This window comes from Mesorhizobium sp. CO1-1-8, from assembly GCF_020164875.1.
Classification (GTDB): Bacteria; Pseudomonadota; Alphaproteobacteria; order Rhizobiales; family Rhizobiaceae; genus Mesorhizobium.
In genome coordinates this window covers 50,318-73,404 of sequence record NZ_JAIUGZ010000015.1, presented here as the reverse complement: position 1 = coordinate 73,404, position 23,087 = coordinate 50,318, and the positions used below count along the sequence as shown (strand labels likewise).

22 protein-coding genes are annotated in these 23,087 nt (G+C 63.4%); 12 read left to right on the top strand and 10 right to left on the bottom strand.

All coding sequences use genetic code 11. The features are described 5' to 3' along the window. Positions 1-86: 86 nt before the first annotated feature. Positions 87-755, top strand: a complete 669-nt coding sequence (locus LB558_RS25540; RefSeq protein ID WP_224700100.1) for a DUF1007 family protein — start codon at positions 87-89, stop codon at positions 753-755. Continuing rightward, on the top strand, positions 752-1,966 hold the full coding sequence (locus LB558_RS25535) for a nickel/cobalt transporter (RefSeq protein ID WP_224700099.1): 1,215 nt from the start codon (positions 752-754) through the stop codon (positions 1,964-1,966). Before LB558_RS25540 ends, LB558_RS25535 begins: the two co-directional genes overlap by 4 nt. A 22-nt stretch (positions 1,967-1,988) precedes the next feature. Here the strand turns inward: LB558_RS25535 and denD are convergent, their stop codons facing one another. The 4 genes from denD to LB558_RS25515 form a co-directional block, all read right to left on the bottom strand. Further along, positions 1,989-2,966 carry a D-erythronate dehydrogenase gene (gene denD, locus LB558_RS25530; RefSeq protein WP_224700098.1) on the bottom strand — a complete coding sequence of 326 codons (978 nt, stop codon included), beginning with the start codon at positions 2,964-2,966 and terminating at the stop codon, positions 1,989-1,991. A 16-nt stretch (positions 2,967-2,982) separates the two neighbouring features. Continuing rightward, complete coding sequence (locus LB558_RS25525) at positions 2,983-3,195, bottom strand: hypothetical protein (RefSeq protein ID WP_126071175.1); 213 nt, start codon at positions 3,193-3,195, stop codon at positions 2,983-2,985. An 89-nt stretch (positions 3,196-3,284) separates the two neighbouring features. Continuing rightward, positions 3,285-4,271 (bottom strand): cation diffusion facilitator family transporter, encoded by a 987-nt coding sequence (locus LB558_RS25520; RefSeq protein WP_224700097.1) that lies wholly within the window; start codon positions 4,269-4,271, stop codon positions 3,285-3,287. Positions 4,272-4,281: 10 nt separating this feature from the next. Further along, positions 4,282-4,968, bottom strand: coding sequence for a GNAT family N-acetyltransferase (locus LB558_RS25515; protein WP_224700096.1), 687 nt, complete (start codon positions 4,966-4,968; stop codon positions 4,282-4,284). 83 nt (positions 4,969-5,051) lie between these two features. Here LB558_RS25515 and LB558_RS25510 point away from each other — a divergent pair, with 83 nt between their 5' ends. After that, on the top strand, positions 5,052-6,236 hold the full coding sequence (locus tag LB558_RS25510; RefSeq protein WP_224700095.1) for a pyridoxal phosphate-dependent aminotransferase: 1,185 nt from the start codon (positions 5,052-5,054) through the stop codon (positions 6,234-6,236). A gap of 141 nt (positions 6,237-6,377) precedes the next feature. After that, a complete protein-coding gene (locus tag LB558_RS25505) occupies positions 6,378-6,752 on the top strand; it encodes a YciI family protein (RefSeq protein ID WP_224700094.1) in 375 nt (124 codons plus the stop codon). Here LB558_RS25505 and LB558_RS25500 read toward each other — a convergent pair whose 3' ends face one another. The 3 genes from LB558_RS25500 to LB558_RS25490 all read right to left on the bottom strand — a co-directional run bounded on the left by LB558_RS25500 (position 6,753) and on the right by LB558_RS25490 (position 9,596). After that, positions 6,753-7,508, bottom strand: coding sequence for an SDR family oxidoreductase (locus tag LB558_RS25500; RefSeq protein WP_127259995.1), 756 nt, complete (start codon positions 7,506-7,508; stop codon positions 6,753-6,755). A gap of 312 nt (positions 7,509-7,820) precedes the next feature. Next, positions 7,821-8,558, bottom strand: a complete 738-nt coding sequence (locus tag LB558_RS25495; protein ID WP_224700093.1) for a tellurite resistance TerB family protein — start codon at positions 8,556-8,558, stop codon at positions 7,821-7,823. Between the two features lie 117 nt (positions 8,559-8,675). Then, positions 8,676-9,596 (bottom strand): rhodanese-related sulfurtransferase, encoded by a 921-nt coding sequence (locus LB558_RS25490; RefSeq protein ID WP_224700092.1) that lies wholly within the window; start codon positions 9,594-9,596, stop codon positions 8,676-8,678. Between the two features lie 301 nt (positions 9,597-9,897). On the opposite strand from LB558_RS25490, the gene LB558_RS25485 reads away from it, so the two are divergent. Continuing rightward, on the top strand, positions 9,898-10,536 hold the full coding sequence (locus LB558_RS25485; RefSeq protein ID WP_224700091.1) for a 2-dehydro-3-deoxy-phosphogluconate aldolase: 639 nt from the start codon (positions 9,898-9,900) through the stop codon (positions 10,534-10,536). 88 nt (positions 10,537-10,624) lie between these two features. Here LB558_RS25485 and LB558_RS25480 read toward each other — a convergent pair whose 3' ends face one another. From LB558_RS25480 to LB558_RS25470, 3 genes are all read right to left on the bottom strand, one after another. Next, positions 10,625-10,816 (bottom strand): hypothetical protein, encoded by a 192-nt coding sequence (locus LB558_RS25480; protein ID WP_224700090.1) that lies wholly within the window; start codon positions 10,814-10,816, stop codon positions 10,625-10,627. Positions 10,817-10,992: 176 nt separating this feature from the next. Beyond that, entirely contained in the window at positions 10,993-12,816 is a 1,824-nt protein-coding gene (locus LB558_RS25475; RefSeq protein ID WP_224700089.1) for a DUF882 domain-containing protein, read from the bottom strand. Positions 12,817-13,336: 520 nt separating this feature from the next. After that, positions 13,337-14,872, bottom strand: a complete 1,536-nt coding sequence (locus tag LB558_RS25470) for a sigma-54-dependent transcriptional regulator (protein ID WP_224700088.1) — start codon at positions 14,870-14,872, stop codon at positions 13,337-13,339. 174 nt (positions 14,873-15,046) lie between these two features. Between LB558_RS25470 and LB558_RS25465 the strand changes: the two genes are divergently transcribed. The 7 genes from LB558_RS25465 to LB558_RS25435 all read left to right on the top strand — a co-directional run bounded on the left by LB558_RS25465 (position 15,047) and on the right by LB558_RS25435 (position 22,915). After that, on the top strand, positions 15,047-16,879 hold the full coding sequence (locus LB558_RS25465) for a M3 family oligoendopeptidase (RefSeq protein ID WP_224700087.1): 1,833 nt from the start codon (positions 15,047-15,049) through the stop codon (positions 16,877-16,879). Positions 16,880-17,241: 362 nt separating this feature from the next. Next, complete coding sequence (locus tag LB558_RS25460; protein ID WP_224700086.1) at positions 17,242-17,979, top strand: proton-conducting membrane transporter; 738 nt, start codon at positions 17,242-17,244, stop codon at positions 17,977-17,979. Between the two features lie 182 nt (positions 17,980-18,161). Next, on the top strand, positions 18,162-19,307 hold the full coding sequence (locus tag LB558_RS25455) for an aminodeoxychorismate synthase component I (protein ID WP_224700085.1): 1,146 nt from the start codon (positions 18,162-18,164) through the stop codon (positions 19,305-19,307). After that, a complete protein-coding gene (locus tag LB558_RS25450; protein ID WP_224700084.1) occupies positions 19,256-19,918 on the top strand; it encodes an aminotransferase class IV family protein in 663 nt (220 codons plus the stop codon). Before LB558_RS25455 ends, LB558_RS25450 begins: the two co-directional genes overlap by 52 nt. 3 nt (positions 19,919-19,921) lie before the next feature. Beyond that, positions 19,922-20,875: a heme-dependent oxidative N-demethylase family protein gene (locus tag LB558_RS25445; protein ID WP_224700083.1), complete on the top strand. Its 954-nt coding sequence runs from the start codon at positions 19,922-19,924 to the stop codon at positions 20,873-20,875. A gap of 128 nt (positions 20,876-21,003) precedes the next feature. Continuing rightward, the gene (locus LB558_RS25440) at positions 21,004-22,449 is read left to right on the top strand and encodes a homospermidine synthase (RefSeq protein WP_224700082.1); all 1,446 of its coding nucleotides are present in this window, start codon (positions 21,004-21,006) and stop codon (positions 22,447-22,449) included. 85 nt (positions 22,450-22,534) lie between these two features. After that, positions 22,535-22,915, top strand: coding sequence for a hypothetical protein (locus LB558_RS25435; protein ID WP_224700081.1), 381 nt, complete (start codon positions 22,535-22,537; stop codon positions 22,913-22,915). The last annotated feature ends 172 nt before the right edge of the window (positions 22,916-23,087 follow it).

Here is a 23,087-nt window from a genome sequence, read left to right as displayed (position 1 = left end):
GCGTCGACAGTCTCGCGGTCCCAATTTCGCCCCCTTTCTGGTAACTCTCGGCAACTCTTCCGAGGCCTATGGAATCGCGACCGAGAATGCACCTGAAACGGCACGCAATCATGCTGGCTTCGGCCTTGGCGGCTACTTTTGCCGCCGCTGGACCGGCTTACGTGCATCCGCATGTCTTCGCCGAGGCCCGCCTCGATGTGATTCTCTCCCCGGATCACCAAAGCGTGAAGGCCCTGCGTCATCTCTGGCGCTTCGACGATCTGTTTTCCTCGACGGTGATGATGGAGTTCGACAAGAACTCCGACCTGAAGCTCGACGACAAGGAGCTGAAGGAAGTCGCCGACACCGTTCATGCCTCGCTGGCCGAGTTCAATTATTTCCAGCTCGTCACCGTTGATGGCAAGGACGTGCCGATGACGCCGCCGCCGCATCTGATGGCCAACTTCGACAACGATCAACTGATCATCCTGTTCGAGTCCGAACCGAAGGTGCCGATCAAGCTCAACGGCAAGATCGATATCGGCGTCTACGACCCGACATTCTACACGGCAATCGACTTCACCGAGGACTCCAACATCACGGTTGAAGGCCTGCCCTCGAACTGCACCAGCAAGGTGGTCCGTCCGGACCCGGACGAGGCCATCAAGGAAAACCAGAAGACCCTCACCGATGCCTTTTTCAACGATCCGACCGGCACCGACATGAGCAAGATCTTCGCCACCAAGCTCGAACTGACCTGTCAGCCAGAAGGATGAAGCCGGTGACGAAACCGTCCCTGCGTTTGGCATTCGGCCTGTTGGCCCTCACTGTCGCCATGATGCATGCCGCCGACGCCGCTCATGCCCAGAGTTCGCTCGGCATCGGCGTCAATGACGGCATGGCGCCCACCACCGGCCCGTTCGCCCATATCCTGATGTGGATCAATCTCAGGCAGCAGGAATTCTACCGCGCGCTGGCAACGGCGATGAAGGCGATGCGCCAGGACGGCAGCAAGATCTGGATACTCGTCGGCCTGTCCTTCGCCTACGGTATTTTCCATGCCGCCGGCCCCGGCCACGGCAAGGCGGTGATCTCGTCCTACATGGTGGCCAATGAGGTGGCGCTGCGGCGCGGCATCCTCTTGTCCTTCGTCTCGGCGCTGCTGCAGGGCCTGACGGCGGTCGCGGTGATGGGGGTCGCCTACTTCGTCCTGCGCGGCACCTCCGTCTCGATGACGGACGCAGCCTGGTTCATGGAGATCATGAGCTTCGTCTTCGTCACCCTGTTCGGCGCGTGGCTGCTGTGGCGCAAGCTCGGACCCGCCGTCCTGCGCCTGTTTGGCGAAGGCCCCGCCTACAGCCTGTCGGCGGCTCATGCCCGTCATTCTCATGGTGGACATTCGCATGGCGGCCACTCGCATGCGGGTCATTCGCATACCGCTCACAGCCATCCGGCGCATGCCCATTCGCACGCCCTGCACCCGCATGACGATCACGACCACGCGCACAACCATTCCCACGATCATCACGACCACGGCGCGCATGATCACGACCATGATCATGCCACACACGATCATGCCCATCACGATCACGCGGCCGGTGAGGTCTGCGACACCTGCGGCCATTCGCACGCACCCGACCCGGCACTGCTGTCGGGTGACCGCTTCGACTGGCGTACGGCGTGGACGGCGGTGGCAGCGGTCGGCATCCGCCCCTGCTCCGGCGCGCTGATCGTGCTCAGTTTCGCCCTGCTCAACGGGCTCTGGCTCGGCGGCCTGCTGTCGGTGCTGGCGATGTCGCTTGGCACCGCCATCACCGTTTCGGCACTGGCGACACTGGCGGTGACCGCCAAGAACTGGGCGGTCTATTTTGCCGGTGACGGCCGCATGGGCAACCGCATCCACTCGATCGTCGAGATCGGCGGCGCCGCCTTCGTGTTCCTGTTCGGGCTGCTGCTGCTGTCGGCGAGCCTGGCGTCGGGCGGATGATGCCCAGCGCCGGCGGACAGATCTAACCCGCGATCTTGCCGTCCAGTTCATCCTCGATATGGGCGCGGATGATCTCGTCAAAACTCTTTTCGGCGCTGAAGCCGAGCTCCCGTGACCGCTTCGCCTCGAACCTTGTCGGCCAACCCTTGACGATCGCCCAGATCGTCGCGTCCGGCTCCTCACGGATCAGTTTCACCACCTCTGACCCGGCGATGCGTTCCAGCGCGTCGATCTGCTCGCCGACGGTGACGGCGACGCCGGGCATGGTCAGGTTGCGGCGCGGCCCGACCGCGGCGCCGTCGATTTCCGCCGCATGGATCAGGAAATTGACCGCCGAGCGCGGGCTGGCGTGCGTGTGCACGACCGAGCGCGGCACCGGCAGGATCGCCTCGTGGCCGCTCAAGGGCTCGCGAATGATGCCGGAGAAGAAGCCCGAGGCCGCCTTGTTCGGCTTGCCCGGCCGCACGCAGATGGTCGGCAGCCTGATGCCGATGCCGTCGAAGAAGCCGCGCCTGGAATAGTCGGCCAGCAGCGCTTCGCTCATCTGCTTCTGGGTGCCGTAGGAGGTCAGCGGCGTCGGATGGAACTCATCGGGAATGACGTCCGGAAACGGCGCGCCGAACACCGCGATCGACGAGGTGAAGACGACGCGCGGTGCAAAGCCCGCCACCCGGATGGCATCGAACAGGGCGCGCGTACCGTCGAGATTGACGCGGTAGCCGAGATCGAAATTGGCTTCCGCCTCGCCCGATACGATGCCCGCGAGATGGAACACGACATCGGGACGCGATGCGACTAGGCGCTCAGTGGCCCCCGCTTCGGCGAGATCGCCGGTGTGCAGCGTGACGCTGACGCCATCCAGGCTCGGCGCCTGTGGTGGCACGATATCGTGTAAATCGAGCGCCGTGATCTTGCGGCCCCGCAGCGTGCCGTCCTTGGCGAGCCGGGCGATAAGCTTGCGGCCGACCATACCCGCGGCGCCAGTGATCAGAATGCGCATGTCGAAAATCCCTTGCCTATTTACCCTGGTTTTTGCGCTGGTTGCGGGCCCGCAGCCAGAACACCGAGAAGAACGCCAGCACGAAGACGATGCCAAAGGCGCCGGCGAGCACGGTCGAAAGGCTGCCGAGAGCCAGCATCACGGTCGGCAGATAGTAGGCGCCGATACCGAACAGAAGCATGATCCACACGGCAGCGATAAGAGCATTCCTGGTGTCGCGGTCCATCATGCCGCGTCCGGGCAGCGGGCGTTCGTCAAGCTGGTTTTCAAGATTTTGCAACTCCTGAGGCAGGACAATCGACATCGATCGATCCGGTCCTAGTGATGGTGGTCGTGATATGCAGCCGCTTCATGCTCGTGCCCATGCTCGTGCCCGTCGTCGTGCTCATGGTCGTCGCCATCGTCGGCGCACTGGCCGAATTCCGGTTCCACGGTGGCATGGCTGATGCCATGCTCGCTGGCAAGCCGCTTCTTGACGGCACTCACCGCCTGATGCGCATCCACGCCCTCGTCGAGACAGGCATGCAGCGTCGCCATGTTGCTGGTCCCGTCAAGCGACCAGACATGCATGTGGTGCACTTCGCGCACGCCCTGGATCGTCTTCTCGATATCCCTGGCGATCAGATCTCGGTCGAGGCTTGGCGGCACGCCCTCGAGCAGGACATGGGCGGCTTCACGCATCAGCGACCACGCCGTGTAGAGGATCAGCAGCGAGACCAGGACCGACAGGATCGGGTCGATCGGCGTCCAGCCGGTCGCCAGGATGACCAGCGCCGCCGCGATGGCCGCCGCCGAGCCGAGCAGGTCGCCAAGCACATGCAGGATGGCGCCGCGCATGTTCAGGCTCTCGCGGTCGCCGCCATGCAGCACGAAGAACGAGCCGATATTGACCAGCAGACCGAGGATCGCCACCGCCAGCATCGGCCCGCCAAGCACCGGCGCCGGCGCCTGCAGGCGCCCCCACGCTTCATAGGCGATCCATAGCGCGATGACGAAGATGGCAATGCCGTTGGTATAGGCCACCAGCGTCTTGACCCGGCCGAAGCCGTAGGTGAGGCGAACGGTCGCCGGCCGGCCGCCAAGATGAAACGCATACCAGGCAAGGCCGAGCGCGATCGAGTCGGCGAGCATGTGGCCGGCATCGGCCAGCAGCGCCAGCGACCCGGTGAGGATGCCGCCAAGTGCTTCGGCGACCATGAAGCCGCCGGTCAGGCAGGCTGCGATCAGAACGCGTTTCTTATCGGTCGAGCCATGCACACGACCAGGGCCGTGATCGTGCCCGCTGTGATCGTGGGTGTGTGCCAATGGTGAACTCCTAAGCGCCAAATTCCGCGCGACAATCCTCGAGCCGCCGCTTCTGTTGGCCGTCGCCATCGAAATTGGCCGGATCGAGCCACGCCTCATAGGCACTGCGCAGCGCCGGCCACTCCTTGTCGATGATCGAATACCACGCGGTGTCGCGGTTTTCACCCTTGACGATGAGATGCTGGCGGAAAATGCCTTCGAACTTGAAGCCGAACCGTTCGGCGGCCCGCTTCGATGGCTCGTTGCGGTTATTACACTTCCATTCGTAGCGGCGGTAGCCGAGTTCGTCGAAGATGTATTTCATGAACAGGAACTGCGCTTCGGTTGCTCCCGGCTTGCGCGAGATGAGCGGCCCCCAATAGATGTTGCCGATCTCGATGACGCCGTGCGCCGGATCGATGCGCATCAGCGTCTGGCGTCCGGCGACCTTGCCGCTGGCCTTGTCGATGACGGTGAAGAACAGCGGATCCTCGCTGGCCTCGACCTTGTCCAGCCATGGCTGGAAAGCGGCACGGGTTTCCGACGGATAGTCGGGCAACCAGGCGAAGCGGCCGTCGATGTCGGACACGGAGGACGCTTCATAGAGGCCGTCGCCGTGTTTTGCAGCACTCAGCGGCTCAAGCCGGACGTACCGGCCGTCGATAGTCTTGCGTTCGGGCCGCGGACGCGGTTGCCAATCCGTGAGATTTTCCGACACCGAACGCTCCAATCCGTTTGACTTTTGCGGCCCGAGGCTCACAAAAACGCGACCCAACAGCAAGAACCACACGGACGGGAAAAATGCTCCACACGATTTCGGCCTTCGACCGCCTTGGCGAAGAAAATGCCTTTGCCGTGCTCGCGAGGGCCACAGCACTTGCCCAAGAAGGCCGCGACATCGTCAATCTCGGCATCGGCCAGCCGGACTTCAAGACGCCGCAGCACATCGTCGAGGCGGCGATCAAGGCGCTGCGTGACGGTCACCACGGCTACACGCCGGCCAACGGCCTGCTGGCGACGCGCGAGGCGGTGGTGCGGCGCACGCTGACCACCACCGGTGTCGAAGTATCCCCCGAAACGGTGATGATCCTGCCCGGCGGCAAGCCGACCATGTTCGCGGCGATCCTGATGTTCGGCGAACCTGGCGCCGAAATTCTCTATCCCGATCCGGGCTTCCCCATCTATCGCTCGATGATCGAGTTCACCGGTGCAGCCCCTATTCCCGTGCCGATGCGCGAGGAAAACGGCTTTGCCTTCTCCGCCGAGGAGACGCTGGCCCTGATCACCTCGAAGACCAGGCTGCTGATCCTCAACTCGCCGGCCAATCCGACCGGCGGGGTCACGCCCCGTGCCGAGATCGAGAAACTGGTGAAGGGGCTGGAGGCGCATCCGCACGTCGCCATCCTCTCCGACGAGATCTACGACGTCATGACCTATGATGGCGAGACGCATTGCTCGCTGCTCGGCTTTCCCGAGATCCGCGACCGGCTGATCGTGCTCAATGGCTGGTCGAAGACCTGGGCGATGACCGGCTGGCGTATGGGCTGGTCGATCTGGCCGAATGGCGACAAGGGCGCCCATCTCTACGACAAGGTGCGCAAGCTGGCGGTCAACTGCTGGTCCTGCGTCAACGCGCCAAGCCAATTCGCCGGCATCGCCGCAATCGACGGCCCGCAGGACGACGTCGACAAGATGATGCGCGCCTTCGACCGACGCAGGAAGATCGTCGTCGAGGGACTGAACGCCCTGCCCAACATGTCCTGCATCACGCCCAAGGGCGCCTTCTACGCCTTCCCCAACGTCTCGAAGACCGGCTGGAAGGCGAAGAAGCTGGCCTCTGCGCTGCTCGACGAGGCCGGCGTGGCACTGATCGGCGGCCCCGATTTCGGCATTCTCGGCGAAGGCTATATCAGGCTCTCCTACGCCAATTCCGAGGAGAACATCTTGCTCGCGCTGGAGCGGATCGGAGCGTTCCTGGCGAAGTGAGGTTCAAAGCGGGCTGGTGCCGGGTGGTTGCGACTGAAGACAATGATGTCATGATGCGTCCGGAGACGTACGGCCAGGGCTGGGCGTGCGTGTTGGGAACAGCTACGCTCCGCTGGATCAGGATCGAAGCAGGTGCCCCGGATGTTCTATGCAATCCTTGCCTATCACGTGGAAGATGCGATCAAGGCGCTGACGCCGCAGGAAGATGCGGCGCTGATGGCCGAGCTGCTGAAGATCAACACCCGGCTTCATGAGGAAGGCACGCTTGGACCGTCCGCGCGTCTGGGCGCGACAAACGACGCTTGCACGCTGCGCGGCCCCGGCGACGGCATAATCATCGACGGCCCGTTCGCCGAAACCAAGGAACAGTTGCTCGGCCTCTATGTGGTCGACTGTACCACGAGAGACGCGGCAATCGCGATCGCCCGCGACCTGCGCCGCGTCAATCCCACCGCCGTTTACGAGATCAGGCCCATTCTGCTTTTCAAGCCCGGCGTGCCGCTGGCGGGGAAATAACTACCCTCGCCCGACAAACGGCATCTTGGTCGCCATCACCGTCATGAAGAGCACGTTGGCGTCGAGCGGCAGGCTGGCCATGTGGACGACGGCGTCGGCGACGCGCTGAACGTCCATCACCGCTTCGGCTGATATCGAGCCGTTGGCCTGCGGCACGCCGACCGTCATCGGCTGCGCCATATCGGTCAGCGCATTGCCGATGTCGATCTGGCCGCAGGCGATGTCATAGGGCCGGCCGTCGAGCGCAAGCGTCTTGGTCAGCCCGGTAATGGCATGCTTGGTCGCTGTATAGGGCACCGAGCCCGGACGCGGCGCATAGGCCGACACTGAGCCATTGTTGATGATGCGGCCACCCATCGGCTTCTGCTTGCGCATGGCGCCGAAGGCGGCGCGGGCACACAGGAACGAACCGGTGAGGTTGACGCCGACGATATCGTTCCACACTTCGACCGGTATCTCGTCGATCGGCGTCGATTTGTAGCCCATGCCGGCATTGTTGAAGAGCAGGTCGACACGGCCGAAGGCCGCCGCCACGGTCTCGAACAGATCGTCGACCTCGCCTGCCTTGCTGATATCGCAGGCAACCGCCAGGGCCTTAGCGTCGGTGGGCCCGGCCTCGGCCACGGCTGCATCCAGCACGGATTTGCGGCGTCCGCAAAACACCGTGTTCCAGCCGGCCTTGAGCAGCGCCGTGGCGACGCTCTTGCCGATGCCCGTGCCGGCCCCCGTGACGATGGCGGTTCTTTGCTCGGTCATGATTGTTGTCCTCCGGCATCGCGGTGCGTGCCCGCCTGATTTTCAGGGTTGGCGTAAGACCAAAGGCATCGCAAATGGCGGCGCCGATGGCAAGCAGAGCACAGGAGCACGATCGCGAAAAGTCGAATTCGGCTGTCGGAAAAGGTCGTAGTCGGGCGAACAGATCGGGCCGACAAAAAGGGCGGTCATTGGCGACCGCCCCTGATCTGAACCGGGCTTGGGAGGAGGAAAGCCGATCCGACTGGGTAGAATGATGCGCTTGCTGGGTTAACGAGAGGTTAAGCCGGAGAGTGCGCCCTGTGCCGTTTTGGCCTACCAGCGCGGATTGGGTGACGTCCCGGCCTTGGCCGGGACCTTGGCCGCCGAAACTGTCGCCTCGACATGGTCGACCAGCGCGTCCGGCAGGCCGAGCCGGCCGGCAAGAAGGTCGAGATAACCGCGCTCGGCGCGTGTGTCGGGATCGATGGTCAGGCGCGACGCCGTGTAGAGTTCGAGCTTCTGCGCATCGGTCTTGGCCCCAGTCACCAGCGTGTCGAGGTCGAGCGGGCTCGCCAGCTCCGCCATCAGGAACTTTTCAGCATCGGAGCCTATGCCGGCCAGGCTGAGCTTGCCGGCGATTTTCTGGCGCTCTTCATCGTCGATATGGCCATCGGCCTTCGCCGCCGAGATCATCGCCCGTATCAGGGTCAGCGTGAATTCGTCCTCACCTTGCGGCGCCTGCGACGGGTGGAAGGCGGTGTCCTTGGGCGGCGGCAGCAATTCCGGTTCGCCGGCCGCCGGCGCTTCCACGGGTGCGTTGCCGGCCTTGTAGTTCTGGTAGGCCTTGTAGGCGAGACCGCCGATGGCAGCCAGTCCGCCAAGCTTCACCGCGGCGCCCGTCACGTTACGACCAGTACCGGTTCCGAGCAGCACCGCAGCCAGCGCACCGGCGGCCAGCGGATTGTCCTTGGCCATCTGCACGGCCTGCCCTGCCTTGTCGCGAACTGTGCCGCTGGCGCCGGGGATTTGCGAGCCGAGCAGATCGTCGAGAAGCTTCTTGGGATCGAACATTCAGTGCCTCCAGGATTTGCCCGGCCGAACGGGCAGGTTTCGAACGTCGAAGACGTAGGTCCCGAAACTTGACATTGCAATGACAGGCAGCCGCTTTGCAGCACCACGACGCCTGGATCAGGAGCCGATATGCGGCCCCCTGCCCCGCGCCTGCGCAAGCTCGACCTGGCGCTGGCGCTCGGCATAACGCTGGCGGTCCTCGTCCGAACGCGCATCGAAGCAATGCGGGCACGAAACACCGGCGGCGAATTTGGGCGACGTCAGGTCGCCCGGCGTCAGCGGGTGGCGGCAGGCGCGGCACAGTTCCGCTTCGCCCTCGGCGAGGCCGTGCGACACCGAAACCCGCTCGTCGAAGACGAAGCACTCGCCTTGCCAGAGGCTCTGTTCGGCCGGAACCTCTTCGAGGTATTTGAGGATGCCGCCCTTGAGATGAAAGACATCCTCGAAGCCGAGTGATTTGACATAGGCGGTTGCCTTTTCGCAGCGTATGCCGCCGGTGCAGAACATCGCCACCTTGCGGCCTTCGAGCTCCGCCCGATGCGCTTCCACCCAGGCCGGGAACTCGCGAAAGCTTGCGGTGGCCGGATCGATCGCACCCTTGAACGTGCCGATCGACACCTCATAGGCGTTGCGCGTGTCGATGATGACAGTACCGGGCTTCGAAATCAGCGCGTTCCAGTCGGTCGGCGCGACGTAGGTGCCGGCACTTTTCGAAGGATCGATGTCATCGACACCCATGGTGACGATCTCGCGCTTCAGCCGCACCTTCATGCGGTGGAACGGCATGTCCGCGGCTGCGCTGTACTTGACCTCGAGGCCCGCCAGCCCTTCGATGGCTTCGAGATACAAGATCAGTTCGGCAATTGCCGTCTCGCTGCCGGCGACGGTGCCGTTGATGCCTTCATGCGCCAGAAGCAGCGTGCCCTTGACGCCGCGCGCGCAGCAGAAGGCGGCGAGCGGCGCGCGCAGTTCTTCGAAAGCGTCGAGCCGGGCAAACCGGTAGAGCGCTGCGACGCGGAAGGGTGGAAGTGATGTCATTGCCGAAGCAACTAAACGCTCGAGCAAGCCGATTCAAGGCAAAGCAGGCATGCTGTTCGGCTGGTCACTGGCGCAAATCTGCACCATGGGCGAATTTGTACCATAGCTGAGGTCGGGAGTCAAGAAAAAATTCCTATCCTGAAAAGCTGCCGGCACAAAAGCTGCCGACACCGCCGAGTTGGCAGCCGCCTTTGTCAAGCTAAGCATGGGCGACGCGTGACATCGCGACACGGTCGGTTTCGTGGACAGGAAAACAGCCTTCTGCTAATCGGTTGAATTGTCCCACGCCACGGAGAGACACGTGCCCAGCAAGACCGAAAAACTCCTGTCGCTCCTCAACGGCCAGCCGGTCATCCCGGTGCTGAAGATCTCTGACGTCGCCGATGCGGTGCCGCTGGCACGCGCGCTGGCACGCGGCGGCCTGCCGGCTATCGAGATCACGCTGAGGACCGCCGACGCACTGGAAGCGATCCGACGAGTGGCTGGTGAAGTCGAGGAAGCCATCGTCGGCGCCGGCACTATTCTCGATAGCAGGCAGTTCGAAGAGGCAGCCGACGCGGGCTCTCGGTTCATCGTCAGCCCCGGCATCACCCGCGAGCTTCTGGCGGCAGCCGCCGGCAGCGATGTTCCGTTGCTGCCCGGTGCCATCACGCCTGGCGAGATCATGGCGGCGCGGGAAGCCGGCTTGCGCTTTCTCAAATTCTTCCCGGCCGAGCAGTCGGGCGGCATCGCTTCGCTGAAGGCCTTCGCCTCGCCGCTCGCCGATGTGAAATTCTGCCCGACCGGCGGCATCTCCGCCAAGAACGCGCCCGACTATCTAAGCCTTCCCAACGTGGTCTGCGTCGGTGGCTCCTGGGTGGCGCCCGATGACTTGGTCAAGGCCGGCAAGTGGGACGAGATCGAAGCCCTGGCGCGCGCGGCGAGCAAGCTCGCAAAATAAGGCTTTCAATGCGGGCATGAAAAAACCCGGCCGACTTGCGTCGACCGGGTTTGCCAGATGTTTTTAAAAGAGCTGCTTTGAGCTGGGATCAGTTGCAGACCCGGATCTCCCTGACCACTTTGTGATGGTGCTTCCAGGTCGTGACCAGCTTGGTCCTGCAGTGCTTCTTCATATGCATATGATCGTTGGTCTTGACGACAATGGTTTCGGCCAGCGTAGGGGCGATGGCCGCCGAGACGGTTGCCAAAGCGATGACCGACGCCAATAGAATCTTCTTCATGGATATCCCCGGGTTTGAACGAACGGGAGAGAAACCGTTGACGGCGCAAGGCGTTCCACGATCACGGCAATGTCAGGCCGGCGTGATCGGAACCCGGCGGGCCGGGCGACCGGATCCGGCCACGCAGCAAAAAGCCGCGCTGGTTGCCCGGCGCGGCTTTGTCGATTGATTTGCCGTCATTTGGTCTGGAAGCGGGCTACCGACATGAACTTGACGGCGTTGCCGGTGAAGCGATTGGCATCGGCCATCTGGCTGCTCGGCTGGAAGCCGGCCGTGTAGACCTCGCTCGGCGGCGTGTGCACGATGCTGTAGGCGTAGCCCGGCGCCGTCGTCGCGCTTGAAACGGTGGCGACCTGCTCGCCGCTGGTCAATGCCCAGCGGGCGGCCTGCGGTGCGGCCGCAACCACCATGGCCTTGGGGCCTGGCTTCAGGTCGCGGGCGGTGGCTCTCGATTCCTTGCGGGTCGTCTTGACGCCGGCGCCGATCGCGGCGGCCGGATCGGAACCGGCCGGACGGGCAACGACAGCATCGCGCGGTGATGCGGCGTTGGTGCCCGGATCGTTGAACGCCGAACGCGGCTCGGATCCTGACAAGGAAGCAAGCTGGTAATCGGCGGCACCGACCTGGGCATTGGCCTCGTCGAGCACGGCCTTGACCGCATCCGGTCTGGCCATCTCGGGCCGCGCCGTCGGCAGCACCGAGAACGCATCGGTCGCGGTCTTGCCTTGATCAGCCGTCTCGGCCAGCGCCATCAGCACATCCTTGCTGGGCGGCTCAGCCAGAGCGGCCGGCAGCGAATTGTCGGGACGCCATGTCGGCAACGGCACGTTGTTGACCGCGACCTGGGTCGAATCAGCCGAAGCCGTTGCATCGGCCATGCCGAAAGGAACGCTCGCCGGCGCATGCGCGGTCGCCACGGCCTGCTCGGTGGTGGCTGTCGCCTCCGCCATCGCAAAAGGAACGTTCTCAGGCTGCTGTGCGCCGACATCGGCTTTCGGCCGCGGTGCGAAATCCGGCAGCGGAATGCTTCGGGCCGGCAATGCCGCGATGATCGTCTCCGGCGTGTCCTCTTCCGGCTCCGGAGCCTGCTGCTCGGTCACCTGCGGAATCTCGGCGCGCCGCGCATTCTCCGGCGCCACGATGGCGATACCCGGCAGGTTGCTGGTCTTGGCTGCCGCTGCCGGCTTCAGGTTTCTCGCCTTGGGCGGGGGGGCGGCCGAAGCGGTCTGGACATCGGCGCTGTCGTCGGCCTCGTCGTCGCCGCCGCCAAAGAAAGCCGACAGGAAGCCACCTGATTTCTTGCTGCTGCCGCCAGCACTGGCCATCTCGATGGCCGGCGAGCCTGACCCCTTGCGCGCCTTGTAGGAGGCGAGCGCCTGCTCAAAGCCGGGCAGCGGCCTGCCGTCGCTCGGCACATGCAGCGTCTTGCCATTGGGGAACAGGCCGACCAGTTCCTGCCGGCTGATACCGGGCCAATGGCGCACATTGCCGACATCCATGTGGACGAACGGCGAACCCGAGGACGGATAGTAGCCGACGCCGCCGCCCTGCATCTTGAGACCGATGTTACGCAGCTTCTTGAGCGGCACGCCGGGAATATAGAAATCCATCGCCTTGCCGAGCATGTGCTGGCTCTTCTCGGCGACGCCTCTGCTGCGGCCGCGCAGCATCGAGTTCGTCGACGGCGAGCGATAGCCGCAGACGACCTGGATGTAGTCCGTGGCACCCGCTTCCCGATACGCCTCCCAGACCAGATCCAGCAGACGCGGATCCATCTTGGTCGGCTCGTTGCGACGCCAGTCGCGCAAAATGATGTTGATTTTCCTGAGACCCTCGGGAACGTAGCGGCCGTTGCGCTTGTAGACGATCTCGGCCTTCTCATGGGTGTGGAGATGATAAAGCTTCAGCGACCGTGTTTCGGCGCTGGCTCCGCTCGCAGCCGCGGCAACAAAACCAAAAGCGACAACCAACACTGTCAGCCACTTCGGCCAGACGCTCAAATGATGGTGCCGCCTGTTTGTGAGTCGTTCGATTCTGTTCAAATCAAAAGGCCTTGCAGGCTGCCGTTTGTCCCCGGATTTGTCCAAACGGATGTGGCATTAGCACACCCGAATATCCATCCTAATGGTTAATCATCGCTTATTGAAGCCGAAATGCGGTAACACCGTGGCGATATCCCGTCAAAAATTGTTCACAAGGTTTCTTGGTAAACCGCTGGTTTAGATCAGATTTTCCCCTTCGCCCCGAACACGATCTGTTACCGTTAGCCTTAATGCGTGAACAGAGATGTCCATAAGACAGCCACAATGCCGCTGAAACGGCGATACAAGGACCGTTGTGGCATTGCAAGCTGGCGTCGACCTTGTGGCAAAGCCGGATTTCGGGCCGAAGCCCAGCCTAGCAAGAAGCCATGCGCTCCAAAGGTGTGTTAAGATTTGGACAGGCCGAGCCGAAAATGATGGTTCCCGAACCGCAGCCGAGCGGCTTTGGATACGCTATCTTTGTAGCCCGGCATCACCCTTAGGAGGCGAGCCGGTCCACGCGGCCTGTCTCCGGATCGATGCCGTGTTCCTTGAGCTTGCGATAGAGCGTCGAGCGGCCGATGCCGAGTCGGCGGGCGACTTCGCTCATCTGTCCGTTGTAGTGATCGATGGCAAGCTTGATCATCTCAAGTTCGACATCGGCAAGTGCCCGCACATTGCCGCGCTCGTCGAGCGCCCGCAACGTGCCGAAGCGAGGCTGCAGCCTTGCCAGAGGATCGAACGCGATTGCTGGGCCGCCCTCGCCGGGCAAGGCTTCGTCATCGCGGCCCTCCAAAGGCAGGGGCGGCGACGGCGCGTCGCCGTCCATATCGAGGTTGACGGTGCCTTCCACCTGCGCCCGTATCTGCGGGAAGTCCTCGACGGAAAGCACATCGCCTTCGCAAAGCACCGAGGCCCTGAAGACGGCATTTTCGAGCTGCCGGATGTTTCCGGGCCAGTCATAGGCCTGCAGCACGGCGAGCGCTGCCGCCGAAATACCTTGCAGGCGACGCTGCGGGTCGGCCGGCGCCACCTTCTCCATGAAATGGGTGACCAGATACGGGATGTCGTCGCGGCGGTCGCGCAGCGGCGGCACGAAGATCGGATAGACGTTCAGCCGATAGAACAGATCCTCGCGGAACTTGCCGTCCTTGACCTGCTGCAGGAGGTTGCGGTGCGTCGCCGAAATCAGCCTGATGTCGACCCTGACGGTCGAGCGTCCACCGACCGGGTCTACCTCGCCGTCCTGGACTGCGCGCAACAGCTTGACCTGCACGTCGAGCGGCAGGTCGCCGATCTCGTCGAGAAACAGTGTGCCCGAATGCGCTTCGACGAACTTGCCCGTGTGCTTGTCGGTGGCGCCGGTGAACGAACCCTTCTCGTGGCCGAACAGGATCGATTCGACCAGATTGTCTGGAATGGCGCCGCAATTGACGGTGACGAAGGGTTTCGTGCGGCGGTCGCCACTGCCCTGGATGGCGCGCGCCACCAGTTCCTTGCCGACGCCGGACTCGCCCTCGATCAGGATCGGGATGTTGGATGCCGCCGCTTTCTGGCCAAGACGGATCACCCTGTCCATGGCCGGGCTGTGCGTGATCATGTCCTTGAAGGTCAGGAGGCCGCCGCGACGGCGCGACGTGCGCTTGACCTCGCCCTCGACGGCTTCGACCTTGAGCGCATTGCCGATCGACGCCTGCAGCCTGTCGGGGGACGCCGGCTTGACGACGAAATCGAAGGCGCCATGACGCATCGCCGAAACCACGGTCTCGATGCCGCCCTGCGCGGTCTGCACGATGGCCGGCACGTTGATGTCGCGCTCGCGCATCGCCTTCAGCACGCCGATACCGTCGAGACCGGGCATGACCAGATCGAGGATGACCACCGACACCTCGCGGGCGCCGGGTCCATCGAGGATATCGAGAGCGGCCGCGCCACCGTCGACGACGATTGCGCTGTAGCCGAACCGCGTCACCGCCGCTTCGAGCAGCCGGCGTTGCACCGGATCGTCATCGACTATGAGTATGGAACCTGTCATGACTGGTATGGCGCCCGCCCGAGGAATTCTGCCCTGTGGACCATCTTGGCACAGGGTTCTAAATAAGGTTTCAAAAAACCCGGTGAATGAATTCCTTAGGATTTGACCGGCTTCTCGTTTCTCCTTGAACGTTGGCCACGGAAGGTGTCGGCAATGCATAAGGATTCTGGGCACATGGTTTCCACACGGCGGCTGGCGGCGCCGGCGTCCGGTCAGGGTGCGGCCGAGCTGGGCGACCTGCCGGAATGGAACCTTTCCGACCTCTATGCCGGCATAGACGCGCCGGAGCTGAAGCGCGACATCGCCAAGGCCGCCACTGATGCGACCAGCTTCGAAAGCCGCTGGAAGGGCACGCTGGCCGCTGAGGCCGAGCGCGGCAGCGCCGGCAGGCTGGGCGAGGCGCTTGTCGCCTACGAGGCGCTGGAGGAACTGATCGGCCGCATCGTCTCCTATGCGGGGCTGGTCTATGCCGGAAACACCGCCGATCCTCAGCGCGCCAAGCTCTATGGCGACATCCAGGAGAAGATGACCGACGCCAGCGCGCACCTTCTGTTCTTCGCGCTCGAACTCAACCTGATCGACGATGTGTCGATCGAAGGCGCGCTCGCCGGCGATCCCGCCTTCGGTCACTACCGGCCGTGGGTGCTCGATCTGCGCAAGGACAAGCCTTACCAGCTTGAGGACCGCGTCGAGCAGCTCTTCCACGAAAAGTCGGTCACCGGACGCGGCGCCTGGAACCGCCTGTTCGACGAGACGATGACCGGCCTTCGCTTCGACATCGACGGCGAGGAACTGACGCTGGAGCCGGCGCTGAACCGTTTGCAGGACGCCGACGGCGAGGTGCGCCGCCGGGCGTCCGAGGCGCTGGCCACGACCTTCCGCAAAAATCTGCGCACCTTCACGCTGATCACCAACACGCTGGCCAAGGACAAGGAGATATCCGACCGCTGGCGCGGCTTCGAGGACATCGCCGATTCACGCCATCTCGCCAACCGCGTCGAGCGCAGCGTGGTGGACGCCTTGGCCTCCGCCGTTCGCGATGCCTATCCGCGCCTGTCGCACCGCTATTACGCGATGAAGGCACGCTGGCTGGGCATGGAGGTGATGAACCACTGGGACCGCAACGCGCCGTTGCCGGATACGCCCCAGGCGATCATCGGCTGGGACGAGGCCAGGAACACCGTGCTGTCCGCCTATCAGCGCTTTTCGCCCGACATGGCTGAGATCGCGCGAACCTTCTTCGACCGCAACTGGATCGACGCGCCGGTGCGGCCCGGCAAGTCGCCTGGCGCCTTCGCGCATCCGACCGTGCCGTCGGCGCATCCCTATGTCCTGCTCAACTACATGGGCAAGTCGCGCGATGTGATGACGCTGGCGCACGAGCTTGGCCATGGCGTGCATCAGGTGCTGGCCGGCGGCCAGGGCGCACTGATGGCCTCGACGCCGCTGACGCTGGCCGAGACGGCATCGGTCTTCGGCGAGATGCTGACCTTCCGATCGCTGCTCGACCAGACCACCGACCGGCGCGAGCGAAAGGCCATGCTCGCCCAGAAGGTCGAGGACATGATCAACACGGTCGTACGCCAGATCGCCTTCTATGAATTCGAGCGCAAGGTGCATGCCGAACGCAAGAACGGCGAACTGACCTCCGACAGGCTCGGTCAGTTCTGGCTCGAAGTGCAGGCCGAAAGTCTGGGTCCCGCTATCAAGCTGCGCGAAGGCTACGAGGTGTTCTGGACCTACATCCCGCACTTCATCCATTCGCCCTTCTATGTCTATGCCTATGCTTTCGGTGACTGCCTGGTGAACTCGCTCTACGCGGTCTACCAGAACGCCGAGCGCGGCTTTCAGGACAAGTATTTCGAAATGCTGCGTGCCGGCGGCACCAAACATCATTCCGAGCTTCTGGCGCCCTTCGGGCTCGACGCCACCGATCCCGCCTTCTGGCAGATCGGACTTGGCGTCATCAGTGGCCTGATCGACGAGTTGGAAGCGCTCGACACTTGAAACATCCCTCAGGCGTCGCTCTGACAGTTTAGCCGGAATGCATGTTGGGGCAGCTCTACTATCGCCCTAAATATCTGTTCTTGAAGTACTCTCCACCGAAGTTTTCCGATAGCTTTCCACAAGCTCTATGATAGCCTTCGCTCCAAGCTCAGCCGGAGCGCATGCGGATCGGCGAGGAGAAATCTCAGCCGGTCGTGGCGCTCAGGCGAACGCGACAACGGCCGTTGACCATGGGCAAGCAAAAGCCGATCGCCGACAGCTCGAACCGAAGCCGGCTGTTCTGCTTACCGCGGAACCACCAAGAGTAGTCCTTCGCCGAAGGTCATGACCCCACGGCAGACGGATCTGACTGGAGAGAGACAATGGGCACTTTTTTCTATGTCGTCCTGGCGTTCCTGATAGGCGTGCTGGCGGGTTGGTTCCTTTGGGGGCGCCTGCGCGGTGAACTCGACAGCTTGCGCGGCGACCTCGACCGTACACGCAGCGAACGCGACAGGCTGCGCACCGACAGCGACCGCCTGACCGGCGAACTCGATGCATGCGGCAAGACTCGCGCCGACCTCGAGCGCCGGCTGCGCGAAGCGCCGGCCGCACCTGCCGCCGGAAGCAGCGCGGCAAAGCCGGCAAGCCAGGCGCCGGCAGCCCTGATGTCGACCTACGCGACGGCCAAATCCGCCGCCACAAAGCCGGCGCCGGTTAAACCGGCCGCTGCGAAAGCGGTCTCTGCCAAGGCGGTTCCTGCCAAGCCGGCGGCGAAACCCGCCGCCACCAAAACCTCGGCTCCAGCCAAATCCGCGACGAGCAAGCCTGCAACAGCCAAGCCAGCAGCCGGCTCAGCATCCGGCAAGCCCGACAATCTGCGCCGGCTGATCGGTATCGGTCCGGTCAACGAGAAGCTGCTCAAGGCGCAAGGCGTCACCAGCTTCGCCCAGATCGCGTCCTGGACAGCCGCCGATATCAAACGGATCGAGGACGTCATGAATTTCGACGGCCGCATCGCGCGCGAACGCTGGATCGAGCAGGCCAAGCTGCTCGCCGCCGGCAACGAGAAGGAGTTCGCCAAGCAGTTTCCAACAGCCGGAACCTCCAGCAACAGCTGATCGCCTGGCGAATACTGAAGATTGCAAGCGGCGGCGCCATATCGGCGCCGCCGCTCGCTCTTGGTTCCCGAGTTGGCCCTAAGGTCGGCTTTGAGAGGCAGCGTGCCGTTCCCTCGATTGCGCGCGGGCGGCACCCCATATAGAGCGGGTGATGGCTTCATTGATCGCAGCATTCGGTGCCCATGTCCCTGCCCGCCGCAATTTTTCGCAATGACAAAAGCGCGCGCCAGCTCGTCTTCGACCGGCCGGCCGATGTCATTGTGGCGCACGAAGCAGGGGATTTCGAGCCGGCTCTGGAAGCAGCACAAGCCGCGCATGATGCAGGCAAATGGCTTGCCGGCTATTTCTCGTATGAGGCGGGCTACCTGCTCGAACCCAAGCTCGTTCCCCTGCTGCCGGACGGGCGCCGCTCCCCACTCGTGTGCCTTGGGATTTTCGATGCGCCGGTCGAAGAGGCGGTGCCGCCGCGCAATACGGCGGCGACCAATGGCCCGATCTTCGACGCCCGTGCGACGTGGTCGCCCGAGGATTATGAAAAACGCTTCTCGCGGCTGCACCGGCACATCAGGCAAGGTGATTGCTACCAGGGCAATTTGACCTTTCCCGTGCATGCGCAATGGTCGGGCGAGCCGCTGGCCGCCTTCGATGCATTGACGGAACGTCAGCCGGTGAAATACGGCGCGCTGATCGCGCTCGGCGAACCCATCGTGCTGTCGCGCTCGCCTGAGCTGTTCTTCGAGATCGACGCCGAGGGCATGATCGAGACACATCCGATGAAGGGAACGGCGCCGCGCGGAGCCACCAAAGCCGAGGACGAACGGCAGAAGATCTTCCTGCGCAATGACGAGAAGAACCAGGCCGAAAACCGGATGATCGTCGATCTCCTGCGCAACGATATATCGCTGATCAGCGAGGTGGGCACGCTGGACGTGCCGGCGCTGTTCCGCATCGAGACTTACCCAACCGTGCATCAGATGGTGAGCGACGTCAGGGCCAAACTGCTGCCGGGTCTCTCTATCCGCCAGATCTTCGCGGCGCTGTTTCCTTGCGGTTCGATCACCGGGGCGCCTAAAATCCGTGCCATGGAGATCCTGCGCGATCTGGAAGGCACGCCCCGCGATGCCTATTGCGGTGCCATAGGCTGGATCGCGCCCGGCGGCCCGATGCGCTTTTCCGTGGCGATCCGCACCATCTCGCTCTTTTCGGGCGGCGAGGCCGTCTACAATGTCGGAGGCGGCGTCGTCTTCGATTCGACGGCGCAGGAGGAATATCAGGAGTGTCTCTTGAAAGCGCGCTTCGCGACGGGAACACCGCCGACTTTCAGCTGATCGAGACCATGCGCTGGGAACCCGGCCCGGGCTTCCTGCGCTTCGATCGCCATCTTGCGCGCCTCTATGGCTCAGCGGCGGAGCTCGGCTTCCGCTGTGATCCAGGCACGGTCGGCGAGGCGCTGAGCAGCGCGGTCAGCGGTTTCGGCGTTGCCATGCGCACGCGGCTCGTCCTGTCGCACGATGGTGAGGTGACGGCCTCGGCGCAACCTTATGAAGCGCTCGCCGCCGACAAGGTCTGGATGCTGCGGCTGGCGCGGACGAGGCTCGATTCGAACGACACGCTGCTGCGCCACAAGACCACCCGGCGGCAGCTTTACACGCGTGCCCGCGCCGAACACCTCATCACCCAGGCCGACGAGGTGCTTATGGCCAACGAACGCGGCGAAATCTGTGAGGGCACGATCACCAATGTCTTTGCCGATCTCGGCGACGGCGTGCTCGCCACGCCCCGGCTCGATTGCGGCCTGCTGCCTGGCGTATTGCGCGCGCAGCTTCTGGATGAAGGCCGCGTCCGCGAAGCGATCTACAGCTTGGACGATCTGAAATCCGCCAAATCCCTGTTCGTCGGCAATTCGCTGCGCGGACTGATCCCCGCAAGACTGACCTGAAACATGACGTCTATGCCCACTCACACACCCCCAAAGCATACGCTGCCGACCCACACGCCCTATGACGGCTCGTCGAAACTGTTCAGTATCGGGCTGAAGCCGCTCGACCCGGCGGACTGGATCGAGGTCGATGGCCATCTGCTGCCGTATCTCGCCGAAAAGCACCGGCTCTATGCCGAAATCCCCGACCGTGTTTTCGTCGAAGAGGACGGCACGCGCGATGCCCAGCAGGAAGTGCTGGACTTGCTCGCTGCGCATCTCTTGGAGAGGTTCCCCGAAACCCATCGGCGCACCGGATCAGCAGTCGAGGTGATGGGCGCCGCGAGCCGTCTGCCTGCTTCTCTCGCCGATGCTCCATTGGCCAAGGCCTCACAGCTCATCCAGGAAGACCTGATCCTGATGCGCCGCAGCGACAGCGGCTGGCGGCTGGTTGCCGGCTCGCTTTGCTTTCCCTCGTCCTGGTCGCTTCTGGAAAAATTCGGCAAGCCGCTGCAGGACATCCACGCGCCGGTGCCGGGTTTCGGCCCGGGCACGCGTCCGGCGGAACTCATCAACCGGATGTTCGATGGCCTCCAGGGGCAGGCCGTCGAGCGCTACAACTGGTCCATCCAGTCCGACAACGCGCTCTACCATCCGCTCTCCGACCTGCAGCGCATCGACCGCGCCACCAACCGTCCGTCGCGCTTTCCCGATGGCGACATCGACGCCCATGCCTTCATCCGCGTCGAGCGGCAGACCCTGCGCAAACTGCCTGTTTCGCGCGATATCCTGTTCACCATCCGCATCCATCTCGACCCGCTCGCCGTGCTGGCCAGGCACCCTGATCGGTCGAAGCTCGCGGCGTCTTTCGCCGCCCAGCTCGAGGCGCTCGATCTCGCGCAGCTCGACTACAAGGGCCTGACATCAGACCGCGATCGGCTGATGACGGTCCTTAACCACATGGCCAACACAGCGTAGCCGCTGGTTGGCGCTTTTCGCTGGTTTGTGACAATGATCTGTGATGTAGCGCATGGCCGCCGGGCAAAAATTCCCGGTTTTGCGCATGTTTTCCCAGTTTCCTGGGCTTTGAAGGAGTGTTCGATAAAATGGCGACTGAAAACTGGCCCGTTTACGGTGAGATCAGCGGCCCTGTCGTGATGATCGGCTTCGGCTCGATCGGCCGGGGAACGCTGCCGCTGATCGAACGCCATTTCAAGTTCGACAAGTCGCGCATGACGGTCATCGACCCGCGCGACACCGACCGCAAACTGCTCGACGAGCGCGGCATCACCTTCGTCCAGGAAGCTGTGACCGAGAAGAACTACAAGAAGCTCTTGACGCCGCTTCTGACCGATGGCGGGGGCCAGGGCTTTTGCATCAACCTGTCGGTCGATACCGGCTCGGTGGACCTGATGCGGCTCTGCCGCAAGCTCGGCGTGCTCTACATCGACACCGTCGTCGAGCCGTGGCTCGGCTTCTATTTCGACGCCAAGGCCGATAACGCCAGCCGCACCAACTACGCGCTGCGCGAGTCGCTGCTCAAGGAAAAGCACGAGAAGCCCGGCGGCGCCACGGCGGTCTCCACCTGCGGCGCCAATCCAGGCATGGTCTCGTGGTTCGTCAAGCAGGCGTTGGTCAATCTCGCCACCGATCTTGGCCTGGAGTTCTCGGAGCCCGCGCAGGACGACCGCGAGGGCTGGGCCAAGCTGATGAAGAAAGCCGGCGTCAAGGGCATCCACATCGCCGAACGCGACACCCAGCGCACCAAGAAGCCGAAACCGATGAATGTGTTCTGGAACACCTGGTCGGTCGAAGGCTTCATCTCCGAGGGCCTGCAGCCCGCGGAACTTGGCTGGGGCACACACGAGACATGGATTCCGAAGAACGCCAAGAAGCACAAGCACGGCTCGAAGGCCGCCATCTATCTGGAGCAGCCGGGCGCCAACACGCGCGTGCGCTCGTGGTGCCCGACGCCCGGCGCGCAATACGGCCTGCTGGTAACGCACAATGAGGCGATCTCGATCGCCGATTTCTTCACCGTGCGCTCGAAGAAGGGCAAGGTGCACTACCGCCCGACCTGCCACTATGCCTACCATCCCTGCAACGACGCGATGCTGTCGCTTGACGAGATGTTCGGCGCCGCCGGCAAGCCTCAGCCGGTGCATCACGTGCTCGACGAGAACGAGTTGATCGACGGCGTCGACGAACTCGGCGTGCTGCTCTACGGCCACGACAAGAATGCCTACTGGTACGGCTCGCAGCTGTCGCTCGCCGAGGCGCGCAAGCTGGCGCCCTACCAGAACGCCACCGGCATGCAGGTCACCTCGGCGGTGCTCTCGGGCATGGTCTGGGCGCTGGAGAATCCCGAAGCCGGCATCGTCGAAGCCGACGAGATGGACTACAGGCGCTGCCTGGAAGTGCAATCCCAGTATCTCGGACCGGTCAAGGGCTACTACACCGACTGGACGCCGCTCGATAACCGTCCCGGCCTGTTCCCGGAAGACCTCGACCGGAACGACCCGTGGCAGTTCCGCAACATCCTTGTGCGATAGCAGCCTGCCCGGCATACGCCATTGCCTTGCAATCGCCCGGAAATCGGGCGATTGAAGGGATGCGGACTGAGGAGAGGATTTTCATATGAACAACATTGCGCGCAAAGTTCTTTCGATGAGCGTAGCGGCGGCGGCCTTGGCCGGGCTTGCTGCTTGTACGACCAGTGGCCCCAATGAGCCGCCGATGGCAGCGGCGCCGAAAGGCGTCGAGGGCTCCTGGATCGACGCCAAGGGCACCGGCCTGTCGACCTTCGCCGGCGGCGCTTTCACGACGGTAGCCACCGACACCGGCCAGAAGCTTGCCGACGGCAGCTACACGATGACCGGCGCCACATCGGTGCAGATCAACGGCACCTCGCTGATCCGCCAGACCGCGGTCAGCTTCAACTGCCTGATGGTGTCGACAAGCCAGCTCAACTGCACGAGCTCCAGCGGCCAGAATTTCGTGCTGACAAGGCGCGTCTGAACCCACGACCCTTCGTTTTCCAAGGACGGCGGCCGGTTGGCCGCCGTCCTTTTTTGTGCCGGCAAAAGGTCCCGGATTCCGCTTGCGTCATCCGGAACGCGATGGGAACATGGCCGAAGCGCCGGCTGTTATGTTCCAGTCAAGCAAGAGCGCTAATGGCCTCTGATCAGCT